The sequence below is a fragment of the Streptomyces sp. B8-7 genome (assembly GCF_058833805.1).
The window spans coordinates 491496-511390 of the sequence record NZ_JBYRRL010000006.1; the positions used below are offsets into that span (position 1 = coordinate 491496).

Consider the following 19895-nt stretch of genomic DNA (forward strand, 5'->3'; position numbering starts at 1 on the left):
CCACGGGCCCGTGGCGCCGTACGCCCCGTCGGACGGCACCCCCGCCGGCGCCGGTGCCCGCCTCCACGGGCAGCGCCCGAGCGGCCCGGGCGCGCTCCCCCGCGGTCCGGCGGCGCCCGGAAGGGGCGCGGGGGAACCGCGCGACCGGCCTCGACGGCTCCACGTCCGGACGGCGCCGGACCGGCACTCCCGGCGGCGCCCGGCCCGGCACCGGTGCCCGCCGCGGCGGGCGGCACCGCCTCGGCCTCACCGGCCGGTGCGCGCCACCAGGGCCGTCGCCACCGCCATCAGTCCCTCTCCGCGGCCGGGGAAGCCGAGGCCGTCCGTGGTGGCACCGGACACCGACACCGGGGCGCCGGCCGCCGCCGAGAGGATCTCCTGTGCCTCGTCGCGCCGCTTGCCGATCTTCGGCCGGGGGCCGACGACCTGCACCGCGATGTTGCCGATCACGAAGCCTTCGGCGCGTACGATGCGGGCCGCCTCGGTGAGCAGGGTGACCCCCGAGGCGCCGGACCACTCGGGGCGGCCGGTGCCGAAGTGCTGTCCGAGGTCGCCGAGTCCGGCCGCGGAGAAGAGGGCGTTGCAGGCGGCGTGCGCGACGACGTCGGCGTCGGAGTGCCCGGCGAGGCCGGGCCCCTCGCCCTCCCACCTCAGGCCGGCGCACCACAGCTCCCGGCCCTCCTCGAAGGCGTGGATGTCGGTGCCGATGCCGACCTGCGGCAGCAGGGAGGTGCCCTGGGGCGCGGCGGGGCCGGTCGGGTCAGAAGCCATCGTTGAGCCTCCTGCGGGCCAGGACCGCCTCGGCGAGGACGAGATCGAGGGGACGGGTGACCTTGAAGGCCTCCTCGTGGCCGGGGACGACCACGACGGGGACGCCGAGCCGCTCGGCCATGCCGGCGTCGTCGGTGACGAGGTCGGTGACCGTCTGGTGGGCGCGTACGAGGGTGGCGCGGTCGAAGCCCTGCGGGGTCTGTACGGCGCGCAGCCGGGCCCTGTCGGGGGTGGCGAGGACGGGCTCGGGGACGCCGGGGACGGCCGCCGGCTCGACCTCCTTGACGGTGTCGGCGAGCGGCAGGGCGGGCACCACGGCGGGAGCGCCGTCGCGGACCGCGTCGATGACGGCGTCCACGGTGTCGACCGGGACCAGCGGGCGGGCGGCGTCGTGCACGAGGACGATGTCGTGGCCGGGCGGCAGCGCGTCGAGGCCGGCCCGGACGGACTCCTGGCGGGAGTCGCCGCCGGGGACGACGAGGAAGTCGGTGCGCTCGGGCAGCGCGTGCGCGTCGAGCATCGACCTCACCTCGGCGGTGCCGTCCGGCGGGGCGACGACCACCACGAGGGAGACCGAGCGGGAGGCGGCGAGCGCGCGGACGGCGTGGATGAGCATCGGGGTGCCGTTCAGCGCGCGGAGCGCTTTGGGGGCGCCCGGCCCGAGGCGCACGCCCCGGCCGGCGGCCGGGATGACGGCGGCGGTACGGGCCGAGCGGGCCTCGGCGGCGGTGTCCGAGGGCGAGGGGCGCGAATCGTCAGACATCGGTTCCTGTCAAGGTTTGTGTGCTCGGCCTGGGTGGGTATGGCCTGGGGGTACCCCGGCTCCTGGAGCCGGGCGGCGGTGCCTGCTGGGCACAGGGTCGACCGGCCCCTTCCGTGACCCCGGTCGAGTCGGTGTCCCGGGCCCGCACAGTACCGGGGGCGTTCCGGCGTACGGCATCGGCGTACCCGGCATCCGCACCGCGTGTCCGCCGGTGCTCCGCGCAGTGCTCCGCGCACGGCGGCACCCGTCCGGCGCGAGCGGCTGTCCGGGGACGGACGGCAGGTGTGCGTGTGCGGCGGGCCGTGCCCGGCGAGGGCGCGTGCCCGCGGGTCGCGCCGGGCGGCCGGGCCGCGTCCCTGCGGCCTGATCGCCGGCCGCACCGCCGGGAGCACGCCGTACGGCCGGATCGTGCGGGCGGTCGTCCGCGGGGCGGTCGTCCGGGGCGTCCGACGCGGGTGTGCCCGGGCCGGGCGCAGGCCACGCGTGAGTCCGGGCCGCGCCGGATCCGCTCGCCCGCGTCCGGCCAGGCCCGCGTCCGGCGCCCCGCGGTGTCCTGGGACTCTGCGGAGCTCTCCGGGGGCTCTCAGGGGTCTCCGGGGGCTCTCAGGGGGCACGGTCTCCAGAACCGGTTCCGCGTACGACTGTGCCGCAGTGCCCGGCGACAGCAGACGTGTCAGGGGCACCGCGGCAGGTCGGTGTGCTGGACTGACCGGACTCGCGCCCGGGTCAACGGGGCTCGCGCCGCCTCAGGAGGCGAGAACCTCGTCGAGCAGGGCTTCGGCCTTGTCCTCGTTGGTGTTCTCCGCGAGCGCGAGCTCGCTCACCAGGATCTGGCGGGCCTTGGCGAGCATGCGCTTCTCACCGGCGGAGAGTCCGCGCTCGCGCTCACGACGCCACAGGTCGCGCACGACCTCCGCGACCTTGATGACATCGCCGGAGGCGAGCTTCTCCAGGTTCGCCTTGTAGCGACGGGACCAGTTCGTGGGCTCCTCGGCGTACGGCGCGCGGAGCACCTCGAAGACCCGGTCGAGCCCGTCCTGCCCGACCACATCACGCACGCCGACGAACTCCGCATTGTCCGCTGGCACACGTACCGTCAGGTCACCCTGGGCGACCTTCAGCACCAAGTAGGTCTTGTCCACGCCTTTGATCTGGCGAGTTTCGATGGCCTCGATCAGCGCGGCCCCGTGATGGGGATAGACCACGGTGTCGCCAACCTTGAACGTCATGTGACAGGTACCCCTTCCGTGGCTATCCAGGGTAACACGGATACGGCGTCTTCTGAATGGCGTTTTCGCAGGTCAGGGCATATCTCGGGGCTTGACAACAGCGACACGGACGTGCTTCGCCGGGGGCGCGGAACGAGGTATTCGCAGGTGGGGGCCACTCTCCGTACAGGACGAAACGAGCACGTTACGCGGCCTGGGAGCCCTCTCCACGCGAGAGAACATCCCGATTTGTCCGCTTCCAAGTGATCGACTTCCGCTACTCCGTTCGGTGTGACGCGGCAGGTACGAGACGAATCCGGGAATTGACCGGCCCGGCGGTCCGGCCCGGCCCCAGTGATCAATTCCGGGGCCGTGACACATTCCTTCACGGAAAATTTGCGGGCTGATCGCCGGGCATTGCGGTGCGCGATTGCGCGAATGCCGGCCGGGTGCCGGGGGGATGTCAGGGAGGATGATCAGGGGGATGTCAGGGGGATGTCAGGGGGATGTCAGGGGGATGCCGAGCAGACGTGCTGCGGATCCGGGGCGGATGCCGCCCAAGTGACTCACCGGTCACTTTCGGATGAGCCACCGGTCGCTTTCGGAGCCCGGCCGAGTGATCCGCCGGTGACCTCGCGGGCCGCCACGGCCGGCTCGCCGCCGCCCGGGAGGCGGCGGCCGCGCGGCTCGCCCGGGTCCTCCCGCGGCTCGCCCGGGTCCTCCCACGGGTCGCCGGGCGGCCTGCCGTACCCCCCGCCGAGCGATGCGACGGGCCGGGAGGAGGGTCGGGTGCGGGGACCGGGGAGCGGCTCGGTAGCCTGGGGCCGCTGACAGACACTTAGAGCGGCTTTATTCAGGAGAGCCGCCCCTGCGTTCAAGGAGTTGCCGCCGCCGTGAGCAGCAGCCTTCGACGCGGCGCCCTCGCCGCCTCGGTCATCGCCTTCTCCGTCGCCTCGCTTGCCGCCTGCGGTGCCGGCAACAACGCGCAGACCCTCGGGGTCAGGCCGGACAACGCGGCCACCTCGGTCGGGGACATCAAGGTCCAGAACGCGGTGGTGATCGTCCAGCCCGGGACCACCTCCGAGGGCCCGGCCGCGGTCTCCGCCACCCTCTTCAACTCCGGCGACCGGCCGCAGACGGTGGACTCGATCACCGTGGACGGGGTCGGCGCCGCCGAGGTCAAGCCCGCCGGGGGCAGCGGCCCGCTGACCGTGCCGGCCGGCGGTTCCGTCGTCGTCGGCGGCGACGGCAACGCCTCCGCGATGCTGAGCAACGGCTCGGCCCTGGAGGACGGCGCCGTCCAGAAGGTCACCTTCGCCTTCAGCGAGACCGGCGACGTCGTCCTGAGCGCGTTCGTCGTCCCGGCGCAGAGCTACTTCTCCTCCTGGGGCCCCAGTGACGTCCCGGCCGCGCCGGAGAGCACCGCCCCCGCGTCGGAGGAGCCCGCCGCGGGCGCGTCGGAGTCCGCCGGGGACCGGCCCGCCGGTGAGGAGTCCGCCTCCGCGTCGGCCGGCGAGCCGGGTGCCGCCGAGAGCTGACCGGGCCTGCGCCGAAGGGCGGGACCTCCCGGGAGGTCCCGCCCTTCGGCGTCTCGGCGTACGGCCGCGGTCTACGGCTCGAACTTGTAGCCGAGGCCGCGCACCGTCACCAGGTAGCGCGGGGCGCCCGGGTCCGGCTCGATCTTGGCGCGCAGGCGCTTGACGTGGACGTCGAGGGTCTTGGTGTCGCCGACGTAGTCGGCTCCCCAGACCCGGTCGATGAGCTGCATCCGGGTCAGTACCCGGCCCGCGTTGCGCAGCAGCATCTCCAGCAGGTCGAACTCCTTCAGCGGCAGGTCGACCTTGGAGCCGGCGACGGTGACCACGTGGCGGTCGACGTCCATCCGGACCGGGCCCGCCTCCAGGGCCGCGGGGGCGACCTCCTCCGGCTCACCGCGGCGGCGCAGCACGGCCCGGATGCGGGCGACGAGCTCGCGGGAGGAGAAGGGCTTGGTGACGTAGTCGTCGGCTCCTATCTCCAGGCCGACGACCTTGTCGATCTCGCTGTCCTTGGCCGTCACCATGATGACGGGGACGTTGGAGCGGCCGCGCAGCTGGCGGCACACCTCGGTGCCCGGCAGGCCGGGCAGCATCAGGTCGAGGAGGACGAGGTCGGCGCCGTTGCGCTCGAACTCGTCGAGTCCGTCGGGGCCGGTGGTCGCCACGGCGACCTCGAAGCCCTCCTTGCGGAGCATGTACGACAGGGCGTCGGAGAAGGACTCCTCGTCCTCGACGACGAGCACTCGGGTCACGGAAGGACCTCCGGGGCGGAAAGCGTCTGGTACGCGGTTGACTCGGGGGAAGGGGAAGACAGCGACGGCGAAGACGACGAAGACGAAGACGAAGCCGAAGACGAAGACGCAGAAGCAGAAGCAGAAGCAGAAAGGGACGACGGGGAACCCGGTGGACCCGGTGGACCCGGTGAGGACGGGGGAGCCGGTGAGGACAGGGACGACGGGGAAGCCGGTGAGGAGGCGGACGGCGGATGAGAGGGCGGGCCTGCTGCGGGAGCGGCGGCCGACGAGCCCCGCGAGGCCGGTGGGTCGGGCGGAGCGGACGGGCCTGACGCGGCGGAGGGTGCCGCCGGCGGGGCGGGCGCGGACGCGGTGCGGGCCGGATGGCCGAAGTGGTCCGCCGCATCGTCCTCGTCCTCGTCGTCGAGGGAGGGGTGCTGGTGCGCGCGGTCGCGGGCGGCGCCCGCTTCCGGCAGCCGCAGGGTGAACGTGGAGCCCTGTCCCTCCGAGCTCCACACCGTGACCTCCCCGCCGTGCGAGGCGGCCACGTGCTTGACGATCGCCAGCCCCAGGCCCGTACCGCCGGTGGCGCGGGAGCGGGCGGGGTCGACGCGGTAGAAGCGCTCGAAGATGCGCTCCTTGTCCTTGTCGGATATGCCGATGCCCTGGTCGGTGACGGCGATCTCGATGAGGTCGCCGCCGTTCCCGGGCACGCGGCGGGCGGCGATGCCGACGCGGGTCCGGGCGGGCGAGTAGTTGACGGCGTTCTCCACGAGGTTGCCGAGGGCGGCCGCGAGCTGGCCCCGGTGACCCCACACGTGCAGGTCGGCGTGGCCTCCGGCGGCCATGGTGATCTGCTTGGTGCCCGCCTGGTGGCGGCAGCGGTCGATGGCCTCGGCGACCAGTTCGTCGATCCGGACCGGCTCGGCGTCGTCGAGCGGGTCGTCGTTCTGCACCCGGGAGAGGTCGATCAGCTCCTGGACCAGGTTGGTCAGCCGGGTCGCCTCGATCTGCATCCGGCCCGCGAAGCGCTGCACGGCCTCGGGGTCGTCGGAGGCGTCCATGACGGCCTCGGAGAGCAGGGAGAGCGCGCCGACCGGGGTCTTCAGCTCGTGGCTGACGTTGGCGACGAAGTCCCGCCGGACCGCCTCTATGCGGCGGGCCTCGGTGAGGTCCTCCACCAGCAGCAGAACCAGGCGGGAGCCGAGCGGCGCGACCCGGGCGGAGACCGCGAGGGCCTCGCCCCGGCCGCCGCCGCGCTTGGGCAGGTCCAGTTCCACCTGGCGTATCTCGCCGTCGCGGCGGGTGTCGCGGGCCATCTGGAGCATGGGTTCGACGGCGAGCCTGCCGCCGCGCACCAGGCCGAGGGCGTACGCCGCGGAGCTGGCCTTGACCACCGCGTCGGCCTCGTCGAGGACGACGGCCGAGGAGCGCAGTACCGACAGCACGGTGTCCACACCGGGCGGGAGGACCGGATCGGTGTGCAGGGAGGTCCGGGTGGGCCGGCTCAGGTCGCGTTCACTCCAGCGGAACGCCAGCATGGCGATGACACCGGTGAGCACCCCGGCGATCGCAGCTGCTGCGGCGACCGCCGCGTTCACGTCCATGCGTCAAGGTTAGGCATGCCGGACGGCGTGGCCACAGCCATCGATGTGCGACCTCGAACACTCGTCGCCCAGAGTTCACCTTGGAGCCAGTGCCGATTCATTCGAGGTGGCCGATCCGGACGCGTACCGGGTCGAACATGGGACCGTAGGGGCCGAAACCCCGAGGCATCCCGGGCACGGCGCCCCGGAGTCCTCGGGCAGCCCCCTGGGACAGACGCACGAGAGGGAACCCTGATGCGGGACGCGTACCACGAGGAACTGGACTCGATCGGCGACGGTCTGGTGGAGATGGCCCGGCTGGTCGGGTCGGCGATCGGGCGCGCCACGACGGCGATCCTCGACGCCGATCTGAAGCTGGCCGAGCACGTCATCGAGGCCGACAAGAAGGTCGACGACCTCCAGCACGACCTGGAGGCGCGGGCGATAGCCCTGCTGGCCCGGCAGCAGCCGGTGGCGACGGATCTGCGGATCGTGGTGACGTCGCTGCGCATGTCGGCCGACCTGGAGCGCTCGGGCGACCTCGCCCAGCACGTGGCGAAGCTGGCCCGGCTGCGCTTCCCCCAGCGGGCGGTGCCGCAGGACCTGCACGCCACCATCCTGGAGATGGGCCAGCTCGCGCAGCGCCTGATGGCGAAGGCGGCCGAGGTCATCGTCACCAAGGACATCGACCTGGCGATGCAGCTGGAGCAGGACGACGACGCGATGGACCTGCTGCACCGCACCCTCTTCCAGCACCTCATGGACGACCGCTGGAAGCACGGCATCGAGACCGCCGTCGACGTCACGCTGCTCGGTCGCTACTACGAGCGGTTCGCCGACCACGCGGTGTCGGTCGCCAAGCGGGTGGTGTTCCTGGTGACGGGTGAGCACGCCGACGAGCTGCAGCCCGATGTGCAGCCGACCGGCATGGACGCCGTCTGACGGATCCGGCGGGGCGGGCCCGGTCCGCCGCGGCCGGAGCGGGTGAGCCTCCGTGCGCCGTTGACGCGACTGGTCCGGCGGGCGTGCAATGTGCACAGGCACCGGCGTCTAGGAGGGACCATGTCCGAATCCCCCGGCACACCCCGCGGCACCCCCGACCCCACCCAGGAACGGCCCACCGAGCAGCCCGCCGAGACCAGGAACCTGATGCTGATCGGCGCCTGCGGGTGCGGCTCGGGCTGCGGCTGCGGCTGCCAGTCGGGCGGCCCCTGCCAGTGCGGCTGACCCCGCCCGAGCACCATCCACCGCACCACCCGAGGCCCCCCGGAGTCACCCACGGCCCGGGGGCCTCGCCGCGCCCCTCTTCCGTCCGGGCGACCGTGCCGCGCGGCTGGGCGGGTCGGAGGCCGGGGCGGGTGACCGGCGGCCGGCCGACGGGTGGGTCCGGTCTCCGGTCCGCCCCCTCGAAGGCGGGGCAGGTCCTACCGTGCAGGCATGTGGACGACACTGACGACGCTGGGCGCGACTCTGCTGGGAGCCCTCATAGCCACCGGATCCTCCTGGCTCGTCGAGTCCCGCCGGGACAGACGCGCTGCCGTCGCCGAGTGGCGACAGGCCCGGCGTGAACTGTACGGATCGTTCCTCAGCGCCCTGACCAGGGCGCGAGCGGAGCTGTGGGGGATCAGCCGCGACGACCGGATGGCGGACGGGGAGCGCGCGACGGCCGCCCGGGCGGTCTTCACCGGCTGCTACGAACTCCGCTACCAGCTTGAGGTGTTCGCGCCAAGCACGGTGGTCGAGCCGGCCCTGGACTACTTCCGCAGCGTCCGCCGGCTCCGCGACGCCGTCGGACAAGGACTCCGCTGGGACGACGCCGCACGTTCCGCTCATGACGACGATGTGGTCCGCGGCCTCCGTACGGCGCGGGACGCGATGCGTACGGACATGGGAACCGACGCGGCGCCTACCGGGTGACCCGTCGTGACGGCGCGCCGCCTGCCGGACGGCAGCGCCCCGGACCCCGCTCCGGCGCACGCGGCGGACGCGCCCGCCGGGAACCCGAGGGGCGCCGATCACGGCCCAGGCCGTGAAAACACCCCTGAGCCGCACCGTATGCGCAGCTCAGGGGCATGATCACAAGCCTTACTTCTTCTTGCCCTGGTTCTTGACCGCCTCGATGGCGGCTGCCGCGGCCTCCGGGTCGAGGTAGCGGCCGCCGGGGGTGAGGGGGGTGAAGTCGGCGTCGAGCTCGTAGTACAGGGGGATGCCCGTCGGGATGTTCAGGCCCGCGATCTCCGCGTCGGAGATGCCGTCGAGGTGCTTGACCAGGGCGCGCAGCGAGTTGCCGTGGGCGGCGACCAGGACGGTGCGGCCGGCCAGCAGGTCCGGGACGATGCCGTCGTACCAGTAGGGCAGCATGCGGACGACGACGTCCTTCAGGCACTCCGTGCGCGGGCGCAGCTCCGGCGGGATCGAGGCGTAGCGCGGGTCGTCCGACTGGGAGTACTCGGCGCCGTCCTCGAGGGGCGGCGGCGGGGTGTCGTACGAGCGGCGCCACAGCATGAACTGCTCCTCGCCGAACTCGGCGAGGGTCTGCGCCTTGTCCTTGCCCTGGAGGGCACCGTAGTGGCGCTCGTTCAGGCGCCAGGAGCGCTGGACGGGGATCCAGTGGCGGTCGGCGGACTCCAGGGCGAGCTGCGCGGTGCGGATGGCGCGCTTCTGGAGGGAGGTGTGGACCACGTCGGGCAGCAGGCCGGCGTCCTTGAGCAGCTCACCGCCGCGGACCGCCTCCTTCTCGCCCTTCTCGTTGAGATTGACGTCCACCCAGCCGGTGAACAGGTTCTTCGCGTTCCACTCGCTCTCGCCGTGGCGGAGGAGGATCAGCTTGTACGGTGCGTCGGCCATGGCCTTGAGCCTACCTAAGGGGTTGGGGCCCGTAGGGGCGCGGCCCGGTGACGGCCTCGGGCGCGGGCCACTCGTGAGTGTGGGCTTCGCCCCATCGCGGGGTCGGGAGGGTGGTGGAGGGGGCGATCGGGCTCACGCCTAAATTAAGGTGAACTCTTCCATAACCTATTGCCACGTCCACCTGTCCGGTCAGCGCAGGTGTAGCGGTTCAGATGAGGAGCACAGAATCGTGACCGTGCGTTCCTTTGCGCGGCGGATGCGTCCGCGGGTCGAGCGGAAGGCCGCTGAGCGGGTCTGGCAGCTGCGGACCATGCGGCGGCGCCGCAGAGCAGCAGACACGGACCCGGTGCTGCGGCCGGTCGCCGTGCGCGGCCAGCAGCTCTACGGGCGGGTGGTGACCGAGTTCACCGCCGCCGGTGCGGCCGCGGCCAACCTCGACCTGGTGGTCGCCGCGCTGGAGAAGGAGGACATCTCCTACTTTCTCGTCCCGACCGCCCGTACCCGGCACGTCGTGGGCGTCAACGCGGTGGACCGCGGCCGGCTCCTCGCCGCGCTGCAGTCGCTGTACGCGGACAAGGCGGTCTTCATCGGCCGGCCGCTGCCCGGCGGGCAGCTCAAGCACCCGGCGATGTTCCTGGACGGCCTCCTGCCCGCCGGGCTGCGCACCGCCCCGGTGCTGCGGATCGGCGAGAACCACCTCGGCCCGAAGGGGCAGCTGCTGGCGGGCCCGGAGCTGGCGTGCGACGTGGAGTTCTGGGAGGACGGCGGGCAGCTGCTGGCCACCGACGAGGGCGAGCGCCGCCTGGCCAAGGTGCAGCCGCAGGCGTCCCAGGACATATTCGCCGAGTCCCTGGTCGCGCCGCGCAACAACGGCCTCACCGACGTGCTGCCGGCCGCCGAGCAGAAGCCGGTGACGGTGCGGGTCGGCGAGCGGGAGCTGCCCAGCTTCGCCCCGCTCACCCTGCCCACCGCGAGCCGGGTGACCTTCCCCGTCGACGTCGTCTACACCTGGGTCGACGGCGAGGAGCCGGAGATGCGGGCGAAGCGGGCCCGGTACCAGGAGCGCGGCACCGCCGAGATCCTGGACAAGGAGACCAACGCCTCCCGCTACACCAGCCACGACGAGCTGAAGTACTCGCTGCGCTCGCTCGCGATGTACGCCGACTTCGTCCGGCACATCTACATCGTCACCGACGGGCAGAAGCCGCACTGGCTGGACGACACCGCGGACGGCATCACCGTCGTCGACCACCGCGACATCTTCCCCGAGGGTGTCCTGCCGGTGTTCAACTCGCACGCGATCGAGACCCGGCTGCACCACATCCCGGGCCTGTCCGAGCACTACCTGTACTTCAACGACGACGTGTTCGCCGGGCGCCGCATCACCCCGGAGCACTTCTTCCACGGCAGCGGCCTGATGAGGGTGCCGGTGTCCCCGCTGAAGATCGGTGTCGGCAAGCCGCACGCCGAGGAGACGGCCACCAACTCCGCCAGCAAGAACGTACGGGCACTGCTGCTGGAGAAGTTCGGCAAGATCACCACGAACAACTTCATGCACACCCCGCTGCCGCAGCACCGCGGCACGCTGGAGGAGATCGAGGAGCTGTTCGCGGAGGACGTGCAGCGGACCATGGCGTCCCGCTTCCGCTCCCCCACGGACATCGCCGTGACCGCGCCGCTGCTGTACAACTACGCGCTCATGGCGGGGCGCGGCGTGCCGGGCCGCTTCAACTTCCGGTACGTCAACATCAGCCGCCCGGACGCCGACAAGCGTCTCAGCGACCTGCGGTCCAACCGGCGCTTCGACTTCTTCTGCCTCAACGACGTGGACGTGGCGCCGGAGGAGCGCGAGCAGGTCCAGGCCCGTATGGCCGCCTTCCTGGAGGACTACTTCCCCTTCCCCAGCCCCTTCGAGAAGCGGAACTGACGGGCCGAGGCCATGCAGATACGTGAACGCCTGCCGGCCTCCGCGGGCCTGCGGGCCGCCCGGGACCTGCTGCTGCGCCTGCGGCTGTGGCTGGCGGCCCGGCTGTGGCCGCTGCGCAGGTCCCGGTCCCGCCGCCGGCTGCGGCGCACCATGCCCGGACTGCGCAGGGCGGCCTTCGGTCCGCTCCGCCTGTACGGGCCCACGGTCGCCGGCTACACCGCCGCGGACGCCGCGGAGGCCGACCTGGAGCAGGTGTGCACGCTGCTGGAGGCGGCGGGTGTGCCGTACTTCCTGGTCCCCTCCGAGCACGGCGGCGGCTCCCGGCAGGTCGTGGGCGTCGCGGAGGAGCACCGCGGGGCGGTGCTGGCACGGGCCCGGCAGCGGTTCGCGGACACCGCGGCGTACGTCGGTGCCGTCGGCCCCGACGGCACCGTGCCGGCCGCGGTGCTGTGGGCCGACGGCCGGCTGCCGCGGGCAGTGCGGCGCGCGCCGGTGCTGCGCACCGGCCTGATCCGGCTCGGGCCGGCCGGGCAGGTGCTCAGCGGCCTGGAGGCCGGCTGCGACATCGAGTTCTGGCGGCAGGGCCGGGACCTCGGCGGGGAGCCCGCCCATCTGACGGTGCCCGGGGACCGGCTGGAGGACGTGTACGGCACGGCCCTGGTGGCCCCGCGCCGCAACCCGGTCTCCGAGGTGGTGCCGGAGGCGGCCCGCGAACCGGCCACCGCCCTCGGGCACCGGCGTGCGGTGCCGACGTTCGCGCCGTTCGCCGAGCCGGGCATCGACGACGTGCTGTTCCCGGTCGACGCGGTGTACACGTGGGTCGACGGCAACGACCCGGCGATGGCCGCCAAGCGCCGCGCGCACCAGGAGCGCTCCGAGAACGTCATCGCCGCGCGGGAGACCGGCGACTCCCGGTACACCAGCCACGACGAGCTGAAGTACGCGCTGCGCTCGCTGGAGATGTACGCCGGTTTCGTCCGGAACGTCTACCTGGTCACCGACGCGCAGGTGCCGTCCTGGCTGGACCCCCGGGCGGAGGGGCTGACGGTGGTCGACCACCGCGACATCCTCCCGGCGGACGCGCTGCCGGTGTTCAACTCGCACGCGATCGAGAGCCGCCTGCACCACATAGCGGGTCTGTCGGACCACTACCTGTACTTCAACGACGACGTCTTCATCAACCGTCCGGTGCGCGCCGAGCACTTCTTCCACGGCAGTGGCATCGCCCGTATCCCGTTCTCGCCGCTGAAGCTCGGGGTGGGCGCGCCGCATCCGCTGGAGCCCGCGCCGAACTCGGCGGGCAAGAACACCCGCGAGGTGATCCGGCGGTTCCACGGGCGGCAGATCACCCGGAAGTCGCTGCACACCCCGCATCCGCAGCTGCTGTCGGTGATGCGGGAGATGGAGAGTCTCGGCATCGAGGAGCTGCGGCGTACGTCGTACTCCCGGTTCCGCTCCACCTCCGACGTGGCGCCCGCCTCGACGCTGCACCACCACTGGGCGATCGCGACCGGGCGGGCCGTGCCGGCGGAGTACCTGTTCCGCTACGTGCAGCTGGGCTCGCCGGACATGAAGCAGCGGCTGGCCCGGCTGGCGGCGGGCGAGGACGTCGACTTCTTCTGCCTGAACGACGTGGACACGCCGCCGCAGGCGCGGGCGTCGGCCCAGCGGGCGATCGGCGCGTTCCTGGAGCGCAAGTACCCCTTCCCGAGCCGCTTCGAGCGCGGGGCGGGGGCGCCGGGGGGCAGGGTGCCGCGCCAGCAGGCGGCGGCCCGGCAGCGGCACTGACGCGGCGGCGGCCGCTCCCGTTGAACGAGGGCGGCCGCCGCCACTGTGCGGTGCGCGGTGTGCACTGCGCGGTGTGCACTGCGCGGTGTGCGGTGTGCACTGCGCGGTGTGCGGTGTGCCGTGTGCCTTCCGGGGCGGAAACCGGTGCGGGAGCAGGTGCCGGGTCGTGCCGCCGTACGGCCGGTGCGGGACGCCGGGCCGGCGCGGCCGGTGTGCTGAACCTCCCCGGCCGGAGAGGCCGGAAGGGGCTCCCGCGCCCACGGACTGCCCACGGTCCCGGCAACCGCAGCCGCGGCGGGCGCCCGACGGACCGGTCAGTCCGCCCGGCGTCGGGTGAGGTGCTCGAAGGCGTCGAGGTTGCGGGTGGACTCGCCACGGGAGACCCGCCAGGCGTACTCGCGGCGGATGGCGGTGGCGAAGCCGAGTTCGAGGAGCGTGTTGAAGCTGCCGTCGGCGGCTTCGAGGACCTGGCCGAGGAGGCGGTCGAGTTCGTCGGCGGTCACGCAGGCGAGGGGGAGCCTGCCGGCCACGTAGATGTCGCCGAGGGGGTCCACGGCGTACCCGACGCCGTACAGCTTCAGGTTGCGCTCCAGCAGCCAGCGGTGGACGCCGGCCTCGTTCTCGTCGGGGTGCCGGACGACGAACGCGTTGAGGGAGAGGGAGTGCCGGCCCACGATCAGGGAGACGGTCGTGGCGAGCTTGCGGGTGCCGGGGAGGGTCACGACGAAGTGGCCGGGGCGGGGGCTCTCCCACTCCAGTCCGGCGTCCTTCAGGGCGTCCTCGACGGTCCGCGCGGCCGTCGCCTCATCGCCCGCGGTCGCGGCTGCGGCGACGCCTCCGGCCTCGCCCCTGTCCGGGCCCCTGTCCTCACCCATGGTGCGAGCGTACGCGACGGCGGTGGGCGTGCAGGGCGGCGGTGTAGACCTCGGCGGTGGCGGCGGCCGCGGTGTCCCAGCCGAAGGACCGGGCGTGCCGGGCGGCGGCCTCGCCCATGGACGCCGCAAGGTCCGGCGCCTCGGCGAAGTCGCGCAGCACCCGCGCGTAGGCGGCCGGGTCGTGGCCGCGCACCAGGAAACCCGTCTCGCCGTCGCGGACGGCCACCGGCAGCCCGCCGACGGAGGCGGCGAGCACGGGCGTGCCGGCTGCCTGGGCCTCTATCGCGACCAGGCCGAAGGACTCGCTGTACGACGGCATGACCAGCACCGACGCGGCCCGGAACCAGTCGGCGAGCCGGTCCTGGCCGACCGGCGGGCGGAACCGGACGACGTCCGCGATACCGAGCCGGGCGGCGAGCTTCTGCAGCCCCTCGGGCTTGGCGAGGCCGCTGCCGCTGGGGCCGCCCACGACCGGGACGACGATGCGGGAACGCAGCTCGGGCCGCTGCTCCAGCAGCACCGCCACCGCGCGCAGCAGCACGTCGGGGGCCTTCAGGGGCTGGATGCGGCCGGCGAAGAGGGGGATGAGGGCGTCCTGGGGGAGGCCGAGGCGGGCTCGGGCGGCGGCGCGGCCGTCGGCGGGGCGGAACCGGTCGAGGTTCACCCCGGGGTGGACGACGGCGACCTTGCCGGGGTCGGCCGCGTAGTGCCGGACGAGTTCGTCTGCCTCCTCGGCGGTGTTGGCGATCAGCCGGTCCGCCGCGGCGACGATCTGGGTCTCGCCGATGACGCGGGCCGCGGGCTCGGGGGTGTCGCCGTCGGCGAGGTTGGCGTTCTTGACCTTGGCCATGGTGTGCATGGCGTGCACCAGGGGGACGCCCCAGCGCTGCGCCGCGAGCCAGCCGACGTGCCCGGAGAGCCAGTAGTGGGAGTGGACGAGGTCGTAGTGGCCGGGCCGGTGGCCGGCCCAGGCCTGCATCACGCCGTGCGTGAAGGCGCAGAGCTGGGCGGGCAGGTCCTCCTTGGCCAGGCCCTCGTAGGGTCCCGCGTCGATGTGCCGGACGGTGACGCCGGGTTCGATCTCGACGGTCGGTGCCACGGCCGCGGTGGTGGACCGGGTGAAGATCTCGACCTCGATGTTGATCGCGGCCAGGCGCTTGGCGAGTTCCACGATGTAGACGTTCATGCCGCCCGCGTCGCCGGTGCCCGGCTGGTGCAGCGGGGAGGTGTGCACGGAGAGCATGGCGACGCGCCGGGGGCGCCGGTGTCCGATCCTGAGCCGCGAGGGGGCTGCCGCCGAGCGACGCCCGAGCCTGCTGACGTAGTGGCTCACGGAGCGATCCTCCTTGCTGCGGACATGCCGGACGGAGGGCCGTGGGGAGTCCTCCGAGGTGGTGCAACGACGCATGGCCGGATTCCATTTCCACCCCACACTTCTTTGCCGAACCATTACCGTCGGTCGCTCAACCGTTCGATACCGTGGGACGTTTCAGTTCGCGTTCGTTCGCGTTCGTTCGCGTTCGTTCGCGTTCGTCGCGCGAGACCCGTGCCGTGACCGCGACCGCGCGGCGGGCTCGCCCCCGGGCGCCGGACCCCGGCCCGGGTCGCCGGGGGGGCGCCGGGGGGTCGCCGGCTCGGGTCGCCGGCCGGGGTCGCGGGCCGGGCCCGGGTCGCACGCCGCAGTCCGGCCGCACGCGCGGTCCGGCAGCGACCGGGGCGCCGAACGCCCGCGCCGCGCAGGCTCCCGGCCGCGAAGGTGTCGCGCGGCGGGTACGCCCCTCCTCAGCCGCGTCGGCCGCACTCCCGGCGGCGGCATACCCTCGTCCGTATGACACCCCGCGCCACCCGCCCCGTGGGCACCGTCACGCGCGGGACGACGAACCCGAACCGGCTGCGCCGCATGGACCGCTGGATCGCCGCGACGCACGGCGCCGAACTGCGCCGCGCCGCCGACCCGGTGGCGGTCGACCTCGGCTACGGCGCCGCGCCCTGGACCGCCGTCGAGCTCCTCGGCCGGCTGCGCGGGGCCGCGCCGCACGCCCCTACGAGCGCGACGGGCTCACCTTCCGGCACGGCGGGTTCGAGATCCCGGTCACCGGCCGGCCCCTGCTGATCCGGGCCGCCAACGTGCTGCGCCAGTACGACGAGGAGGAGGTCGCCGCCGTCTGGGCCCGCCTGTGCGCGCGCCTCGCCCCCGCCGCCGGGCCGTCGCGGGGCGGACTGCTCGTGGAGGGGACCTGCGACGAGATCGGGCGGCGGCACGTGTGGGTGGCGCTCGGCCCGGAGGGGCCGCGCACGGTCACCTTCGCCACCCGGCTCGGCTCCCTGGCACAGCCCTCGGACCTCGCCGAGCGACTGCCCAAGGCACTGATCCACCGCAATGTGCCCGGCGAGCCGGTGCACGCCTTCCTGCGGGACTTCGACCGTGCGTGGGCCGCCGCCGCGCCGTACGCCGCGTACGGGGCCCGGCAGCGGTGGCTGCGCACGGTGCGGGACCTGGCGGCCGACTGGCCGGTGACCGACCGTCCGGCGCGCTGGCGACAGGGCGAAGTGACCCTGCGCTGGGAAGCCCTGGCCCCCGGCGGGTGAGACCGGAGCGGCCGGCCGGGCTCCCCGGAAGGCCGGGCCGCGGGGCCGGGAAGCGGCGCACGCACCCGGAGGGCGGCCCCGGCCTCACCCCGCCCCCGGCGCCAGCCGTGAACACGCAGGCACGGGGCGCCGGACCCCGCCCCGGCCCGGTCCCGGCGGGTGAGCGCGCGACGGCGCGCAGACGAACTGTTCGGACCCGCCTCACTCTCCCGGGTGACCAGGGGGAACGATGGTGCCGAGTCGTTCGTCCCATCCACGGGGAGACCGCCACGGCCGGGCGGCTCAGGGGGAGAGAAGCCCTGGCCCGCCGCATCCGCCGCGGTACGGCGCGGCACGACCTCTGTCGTTTTCGGCGCGGGCATGGCAGGATCCCCCAGGCACCACAGGTTACTGACGGTTAATCAGGTTCGTATCGGGTTTGGGGGTCGGGGTATGGGGACGAGTGAGCGCGGGCTGATCACGGCAGCCGTGGCCGCCGTGTGCGCGGTCACCGTACTGGCCGCCCCCGGCACGGCGTTCGCCGCACCGGACCCCGCTGCCACGCCCCCGCCGCAGGCGTCCGTGACCCGGGTGGCCCCGGCCACGAACAGCGAACTGGAGGCCGTACGGCAGCGCCTGGAGGAGCTGTACCACGAGGCGGCGGTCGCCACCGACGCCTACAACGCGGCCGAGGAGAAGGTCCGCGAGCAGTCCGCGCAGCTGGTCTCGCTGGCCAAGAAGATCGTCGCGGGACGGGAGCGGCTGGCGGATCTCAAGGACCGCGCCGGGCGCGGAGCCGCCGCCCAGTACCGCTCCGGAGGCCTGCCACCCGAGGCCCACCTGGCGCTCAGCGACGACCCGGGCGACTTCCTCGACGGCCAGGGCCGCATCGTGCAGGGCGAGCGCGCCACCCAGCACCTGCTGGCGGAAACGACCCGCGTCCAGGAGGACTTGGAGCGGTACGCCAGGGACGCCTCCGCCCACTGGGCGAAGCTGGAGTCCACCCGGCAGGCGCGGGCCACCGCGAAGAAGAAGGTCAAGAAGCGGATAGCGCAGGCGGAGGAGCTCGAGTCGCAGCTGGAGAAGGAGGAGAAGGAGCGGCTGGCCCGCCTTGAGCGGGAGGCCGCGCACCGGGCCCAGACCACCTGGCTCGGCACGGGGGTTCTCGACGGGAACACGGCAGGCGCCTCGGAACAGGGCAGAAGAGCCGTCGAGTTCGCCGCCGCACAACAGGGCAAGCCGTACGTATGGGGCGCCGAGGGCCCCGACTCCTTCGACTGCTCCGGCCTGACCTCGCAGGCCTGGGCGAGCGCCGGCCTCACCATCCCGCGCACCTCGCAGGACCAGTGGGCCCGGCTGACCCGCGTCGGCACCGCGGACATGCGGCCCGGCGACCTGATCATCTATTACGACGACGCCAGCCACGTCGGCATGTACATAGGCGACGGCAAGATGATCCACGCTCCCCGGCCCGGACGCACGGTGACCGTGGCGGGAGCCGGCTCGATGCCGATCCTCGGCGTGGTCCGCCCCGACGCGTGAGCCGAGCCGCCGCACGGCACACGTCCGCCCCGGCCTGCGGATCGGTCCCGGCGCCCACCCCCTCCGGCCGGCAACCCCCTCCGGCCGGGCCCGCCGCCCCTGACCGCACCGCCTCCGCCCGCCACCGCCGTACCTCCCCGCAGCCGCTCCCGGAAGCCGCTCCCGCAGTCGCTCCCCGGCGACGTGACGCAGGCCTCGTGACCCCGGCCACGTGAGCCGGCACACCCCAAGTGCCCCTCACACCGGGGCAGGGCGTGACGTTCGTCATCCCCGGAGGGTGGGCGCCTCGCCCAACTGCGATACGGAACGCGGCATATGACAACGACCCGCCGCGGGACGACGTGCCGTAGGCCATTCCGCTGCGGCCGGGACACCCGCTAAGGTCCCGACGGTGGGTCGAGGTCCCTCGCCCCGCCGTGCCCTCGGGGGGAGGGAAGGAACACTGGAGATGCCCGTACCCGTACCGCGGCAGAGAGCGATCCCGGCCGTGGAGTGTGGTCAGGCGCAGGCCGCGTCCACCGCCGGCCCCACGAAGGAGGACACCGCCGCCCCCCTGACGCTGCTGCTGATCGAGGACGACCCGGCCGGCTCGGCGATCGTGCCGGACCTCCTGGACACGGCCGGGCAGCCCATCCGGATCCGCACGGCCCGCAACCTCACCGAGGCCGGGCGGCTCCTCACCGACGACGTCCACTGCATCCTGCTGGACCTCGCGCTGACCTCCCCGGGCCTGGTGGACGACTCCGGCGACGAGCTGGCCGTCCTGCGCCATGTGCTCCGGCTCGCACCCCGGCACGCCGTGCTCGCGCTCACCGCGTCCGGCGACGCCGAGCGCGGCGCCCAGGCGGTCGGCGTCGGCGCCCAGGACTACCTCTTCCGGGACGAACTCGACGGCCGCCTGCTGAGCCGCGCCATCCGCTACGCCGTGGAGCGGAAACGTTCCGACACGGCGGAGCGGCGGCTCGCCGAGGGCCGCCTGCGGGCGCAGGAGAACCGGCGGCTGGAGCGCGGTCTGCTGCCCACGCCGCTGCTGGAGGGCTCCTCGCTGCGGTTCGCCGCGCGCTACCGCCCCGGCCGCTCGCGCGCTCTGCTGGGGGGCGACTTCTACGACGTGGTCCGCACCCCGGACGGCACGGTCCACGCGATGATCGGCGACGTCTGCGGCCACGGCCCCGACGAGGCGGCGCTCGGTGTGGAGCTGCGCATCGCCTGGCGCGCGCTGACGCTCGCGGGGCTGTGCGGCGACCAGCTGCTGAACACGCTCCAGCAGGTGCTGGAGCACGAGCGCGCCGACGACGAGATCTTCGCGACCCTGTGCACGGTGGACATCGCGCCGGACGGGCGCCGGGCCGGGCTGTGCCTGGCGGGCCACCCCGCACCGCTCGTGGCCCGGCCGGGACGGGCCGCCCGCCTGCTGCCGTGCGAGAACAACGGCCCGGCCCTGGGACTGCTGCCGGGGGCGCGGTGGCCGCGTATGCACGTCGAGCTGGGGGCGGAGTGGAGCCTGATGCTCTACACCGACGGGCTGATCGAGGGCCATGCCGGACCCGGCCGGGAGCGCCTCGGGCAGGACGGCATGGTGGAGATGGTCCGCCGACAGCTGTCCGAGGGGCTGCGCGGCGAGGAACTGCTGCGGGCGGCGGTGCACGAGGTGCGCGAGCTCAACGGCGGGGAGCTCACCGACGACGTGGCGGTGCTGCTGCTGGACCGGGTGCCGTAGCCGGTCGGCCGGGCGCCGTAGCCGGTCG

The 19895-nt window shown here is 73.7% G+C and carries 16 protein-coding genes and 1 pseudogene; 9 read left to right on the top strand and 8 right to left on the bottom strand.

The genetic code is table 11. The features are described from left to right. Positions 1–246: 246 nt before the first annotated feature. The 3 genes from ispF to AC5K6T_RS30405 form a co-directional block, all read right to left on the bottom strand. Positions 247–771: a 2-C-methyl-D-erythritol 2,4-cyclodiphosphate synthase gene (ispF, locus tag AC5K6T_RS30395; RefSeq protein WP_493214153.1), complete on the bottom strand. Its 525-nt coding sequence runs from the start codon at positions 769–771 to the stop codon at positions 247–249. Then, positions 761–1534, bottom strand: a complete 774-nt coding sequence (gene ispD / locus AC5K6T_RS30400) for a 2-C-methyl-D-erythritol 4-phosphate cytidylyltransferase (RefSeq protein ID WP_493214155.1) — start codon at positions 1532–1534, stop codon at positions 761–763. Before ispD ends, ispF begins: the two co-directional genes overlap by 11 nt. A gap of 746 nt (positions 1535–2280) precedes the next feature. Next, positions 2281–2763 carry a CarD family transcriptional regulator gene (locus tag AC5K6T_RS30405; protein ID WP_003953493.1) on the bottom strand — a complete coding sequence of 161 codons (483 nt, stop codon included), beginning with the start codon at positions 2761–2763 and terminating at the stop codon, positions 2281–2283. 872 nt (positions 2764–3635) lie between these two features. Here AC5K6T_RS30405 and AC5K6T_RS30410 point away from each other — a divergent pair. Continuing rightward, on the top strand, positions 3636–4280 hold the full coding sequence (locus AC5K6T_RS30410) for a copper chaperone PCu(A)C domain-containing protein (RefSeq protein ID WP_493214156.1): 645 nt from the start codon (positions 3636–3638) through the stop codon (positions 4278–4280). 71 nt (positions 4281–4351) lie between these two features. On the opposite strand, the gene phoP is transcribed toward AC5K6T_RS30410, so the two are convergent. Continuing rightward, positions 4352–5032, bottom strand: coding sequence for a two-component system response regulator PhoP (phoP, locus tag AC5K6T_RS30415; RefSeq protein WP_362754850.1), 681 nt, complete (start codon positions 5030–5032; stop codon positions 4352–4354). Next, positions 5029–6621 carry a sensor histidine kinase gene (locus AC5K6T_RS30420; protein ID WP_493214158.1) on the bottom strand — a complete coding sequence of 531 codons (1593 nt, stop codon included), beginning with the start codon at positions 6619–6621 and terminating at the stop codon, positions 5029–5031. The genes phoP and AC5K6T_RS30420 overlap by 4 nt, the downstream gene beginning before the upstream one ends. 234 nt (positions 6622–6855) lie before the next feature. Here AC5K6T_RS30420 and phoU point away from each other — a divergent pair, with 234 nt between their 5' ends. The 3 genes from phoU (at position 6856) to AC5K6T_RS30435 (ending at position 8517) form a co-directional block, all read left to right on the top strand. Beyond that, positions 6856–7542, top strand: a complete 687-nt coding sequence (gene phoU, locus AC5K6T_RS30425; RefSeq protein ID WP_493214160.1) for a phosphate signaling complex protein PhoU — start codon at positions 6856–6858, stop codon at positions 7540–7542. A 120-nt stretch (positions 7543–7662) separates the two neighbouring features. Next, positions 7663–7827, top strand: coding sequence for a hypothetical protein (locus AC5K6T_RS30430; protein WP_493214161.1), 165 nt, complete (start codon positions 7663–7665; stop codon positions 7825–7827). Positions 7828–8037: 210 nt separating this feature from the next. Next, the gene (locus tag AC5K6T_RS30435) at positions 8038–8517 is read left to right on the top strand and encodes a hypothetical protein (protein WP_493214162.1); all 480 of its coding nucleotides are present in this window, start codon (positions 8038–8040) and stop codon (positions 8515–8517) included. 168 nt (positions 8518–8685) lie between these two features. Here the strand turns inward: AC5K6T_RS30435 and AC5K6T_RS30440 are convergent, their stop codons facing one another. Further along, positions 8686–9447, bottom strand: a complete 762-nt coding sequence (locus AC5K6T_RS30440) for a phosphoglyceromutase (protein ID WP_493214164.1) — start codon at positions 9445–9447, stop codon at positions 8686–8688. A gap of 229 nt (positions 9448–9676) precedes the next feature. Here AC5K6T_RS30440 and AC5K6T_RS30445 point away from each other — a divergent pair, with 229 nt between their 5' ends. Together AC5K6T_RS30445 and AC5K6T_RS30450 are read left to right on the top strand one after the other, a co-directional pair. After that, complete coding sequence (locus tag AC5K6T_RS30445) at positions 9677–11374, top strand: stealth family protein (RefSeq protein WP_493214166.1); 1698 nt, start codon at positions 9677–9679, stop codon at positions 11372–11374. Between the two features lie 12 nt (positions 11375–11386). Continuing rightward, positions 11387–13162 (top strand): stealth family protein, encoded by a 1776-nt coding sequence (locus AC5K6T_RS30450; RefSeq protein ID WP_493214168.1) that lies wholly within the window; start codon positions 11387–11389, stop codon positions 13160–13162. Positions 13163–13476: 314 nt separating this feature from the next. Here the strand turns inward: AC5K6T_RS30450 and AC5K6T_RS30455 are convergent, their stop codons facing one another. Both AC5K6T_RS30455 and mshA read right to left on the bottom strand, forming a co-directional pair. After that, positions 13477–14037 carry a type III secretion system chaperone family protein gene (locus AC5K6T_RS30455; RefSeq protein WP_493214170.1) on the bottom strand — a complete coding sequence of 187 codons (561 nt, stop codon included), beginning with the start codon at positions 14035–14037 and terminating at the stop codon, positions 13477–13479. After that, the gene (gene mshA, locus AC5K6T_RS30460) at positions 14030–15370 is read right to left on the bottom strand and encodes a D-inositol-3-phosphate glycosyltransferase (RefSeq protein ID WP_493214171.1); all 1341 of its coding nucleotides are present in this window, start codon (positions 15368–15370) and stop codon (positions 14030–14032) included. The genes AC5K6T_RS30455 and mshA overlap by 8 nt, the downstream gene beginning before the upstream one ends. Before the next feature lie 495 nt (positions 15371–15865). Between mshA and AC5K6T_RS30465 the strand changes: the two are divergent. The 3 genes and pseudogenes from AC5K6T_RS30465 (at position 15866) to AC5K6T_RS30475 (ending at position 19867) form a co-directional block, all read left to right on the top strand. Further along, positions 15866–16626, top strand: a pseudogene (locus AC5K6T_RS30465) (class I SAM-dependent methyltransferase). Positions 16627–17058: 432 nt separating this feature from the next. Beyond that, positions 17059–18147, top strand: coding sequence for a C40 family peptidase (locus AC5K6T_RS30470; RefSeq protein ID WP_493214172.1), 1089 nt, complete (start codon positions 17059–17061; stop codon positions 18145–18147). Between the two features lie 448 nt (positions 18148–18595). After that, positions 18596–19867 (top strand): PP2C family protein-serine/threonine phosphatase, encoded by a 1272-nt coding sequence (locus tag AC5K6T_RS30475; RefSeq protein WP_493214173.1) that lies wholly within the window; start codon positions 18596–18598, stop codon positions 19865–19867. The last annotated feature ends 28 nt before the right edge of the window (positions 19868–19895 follow it).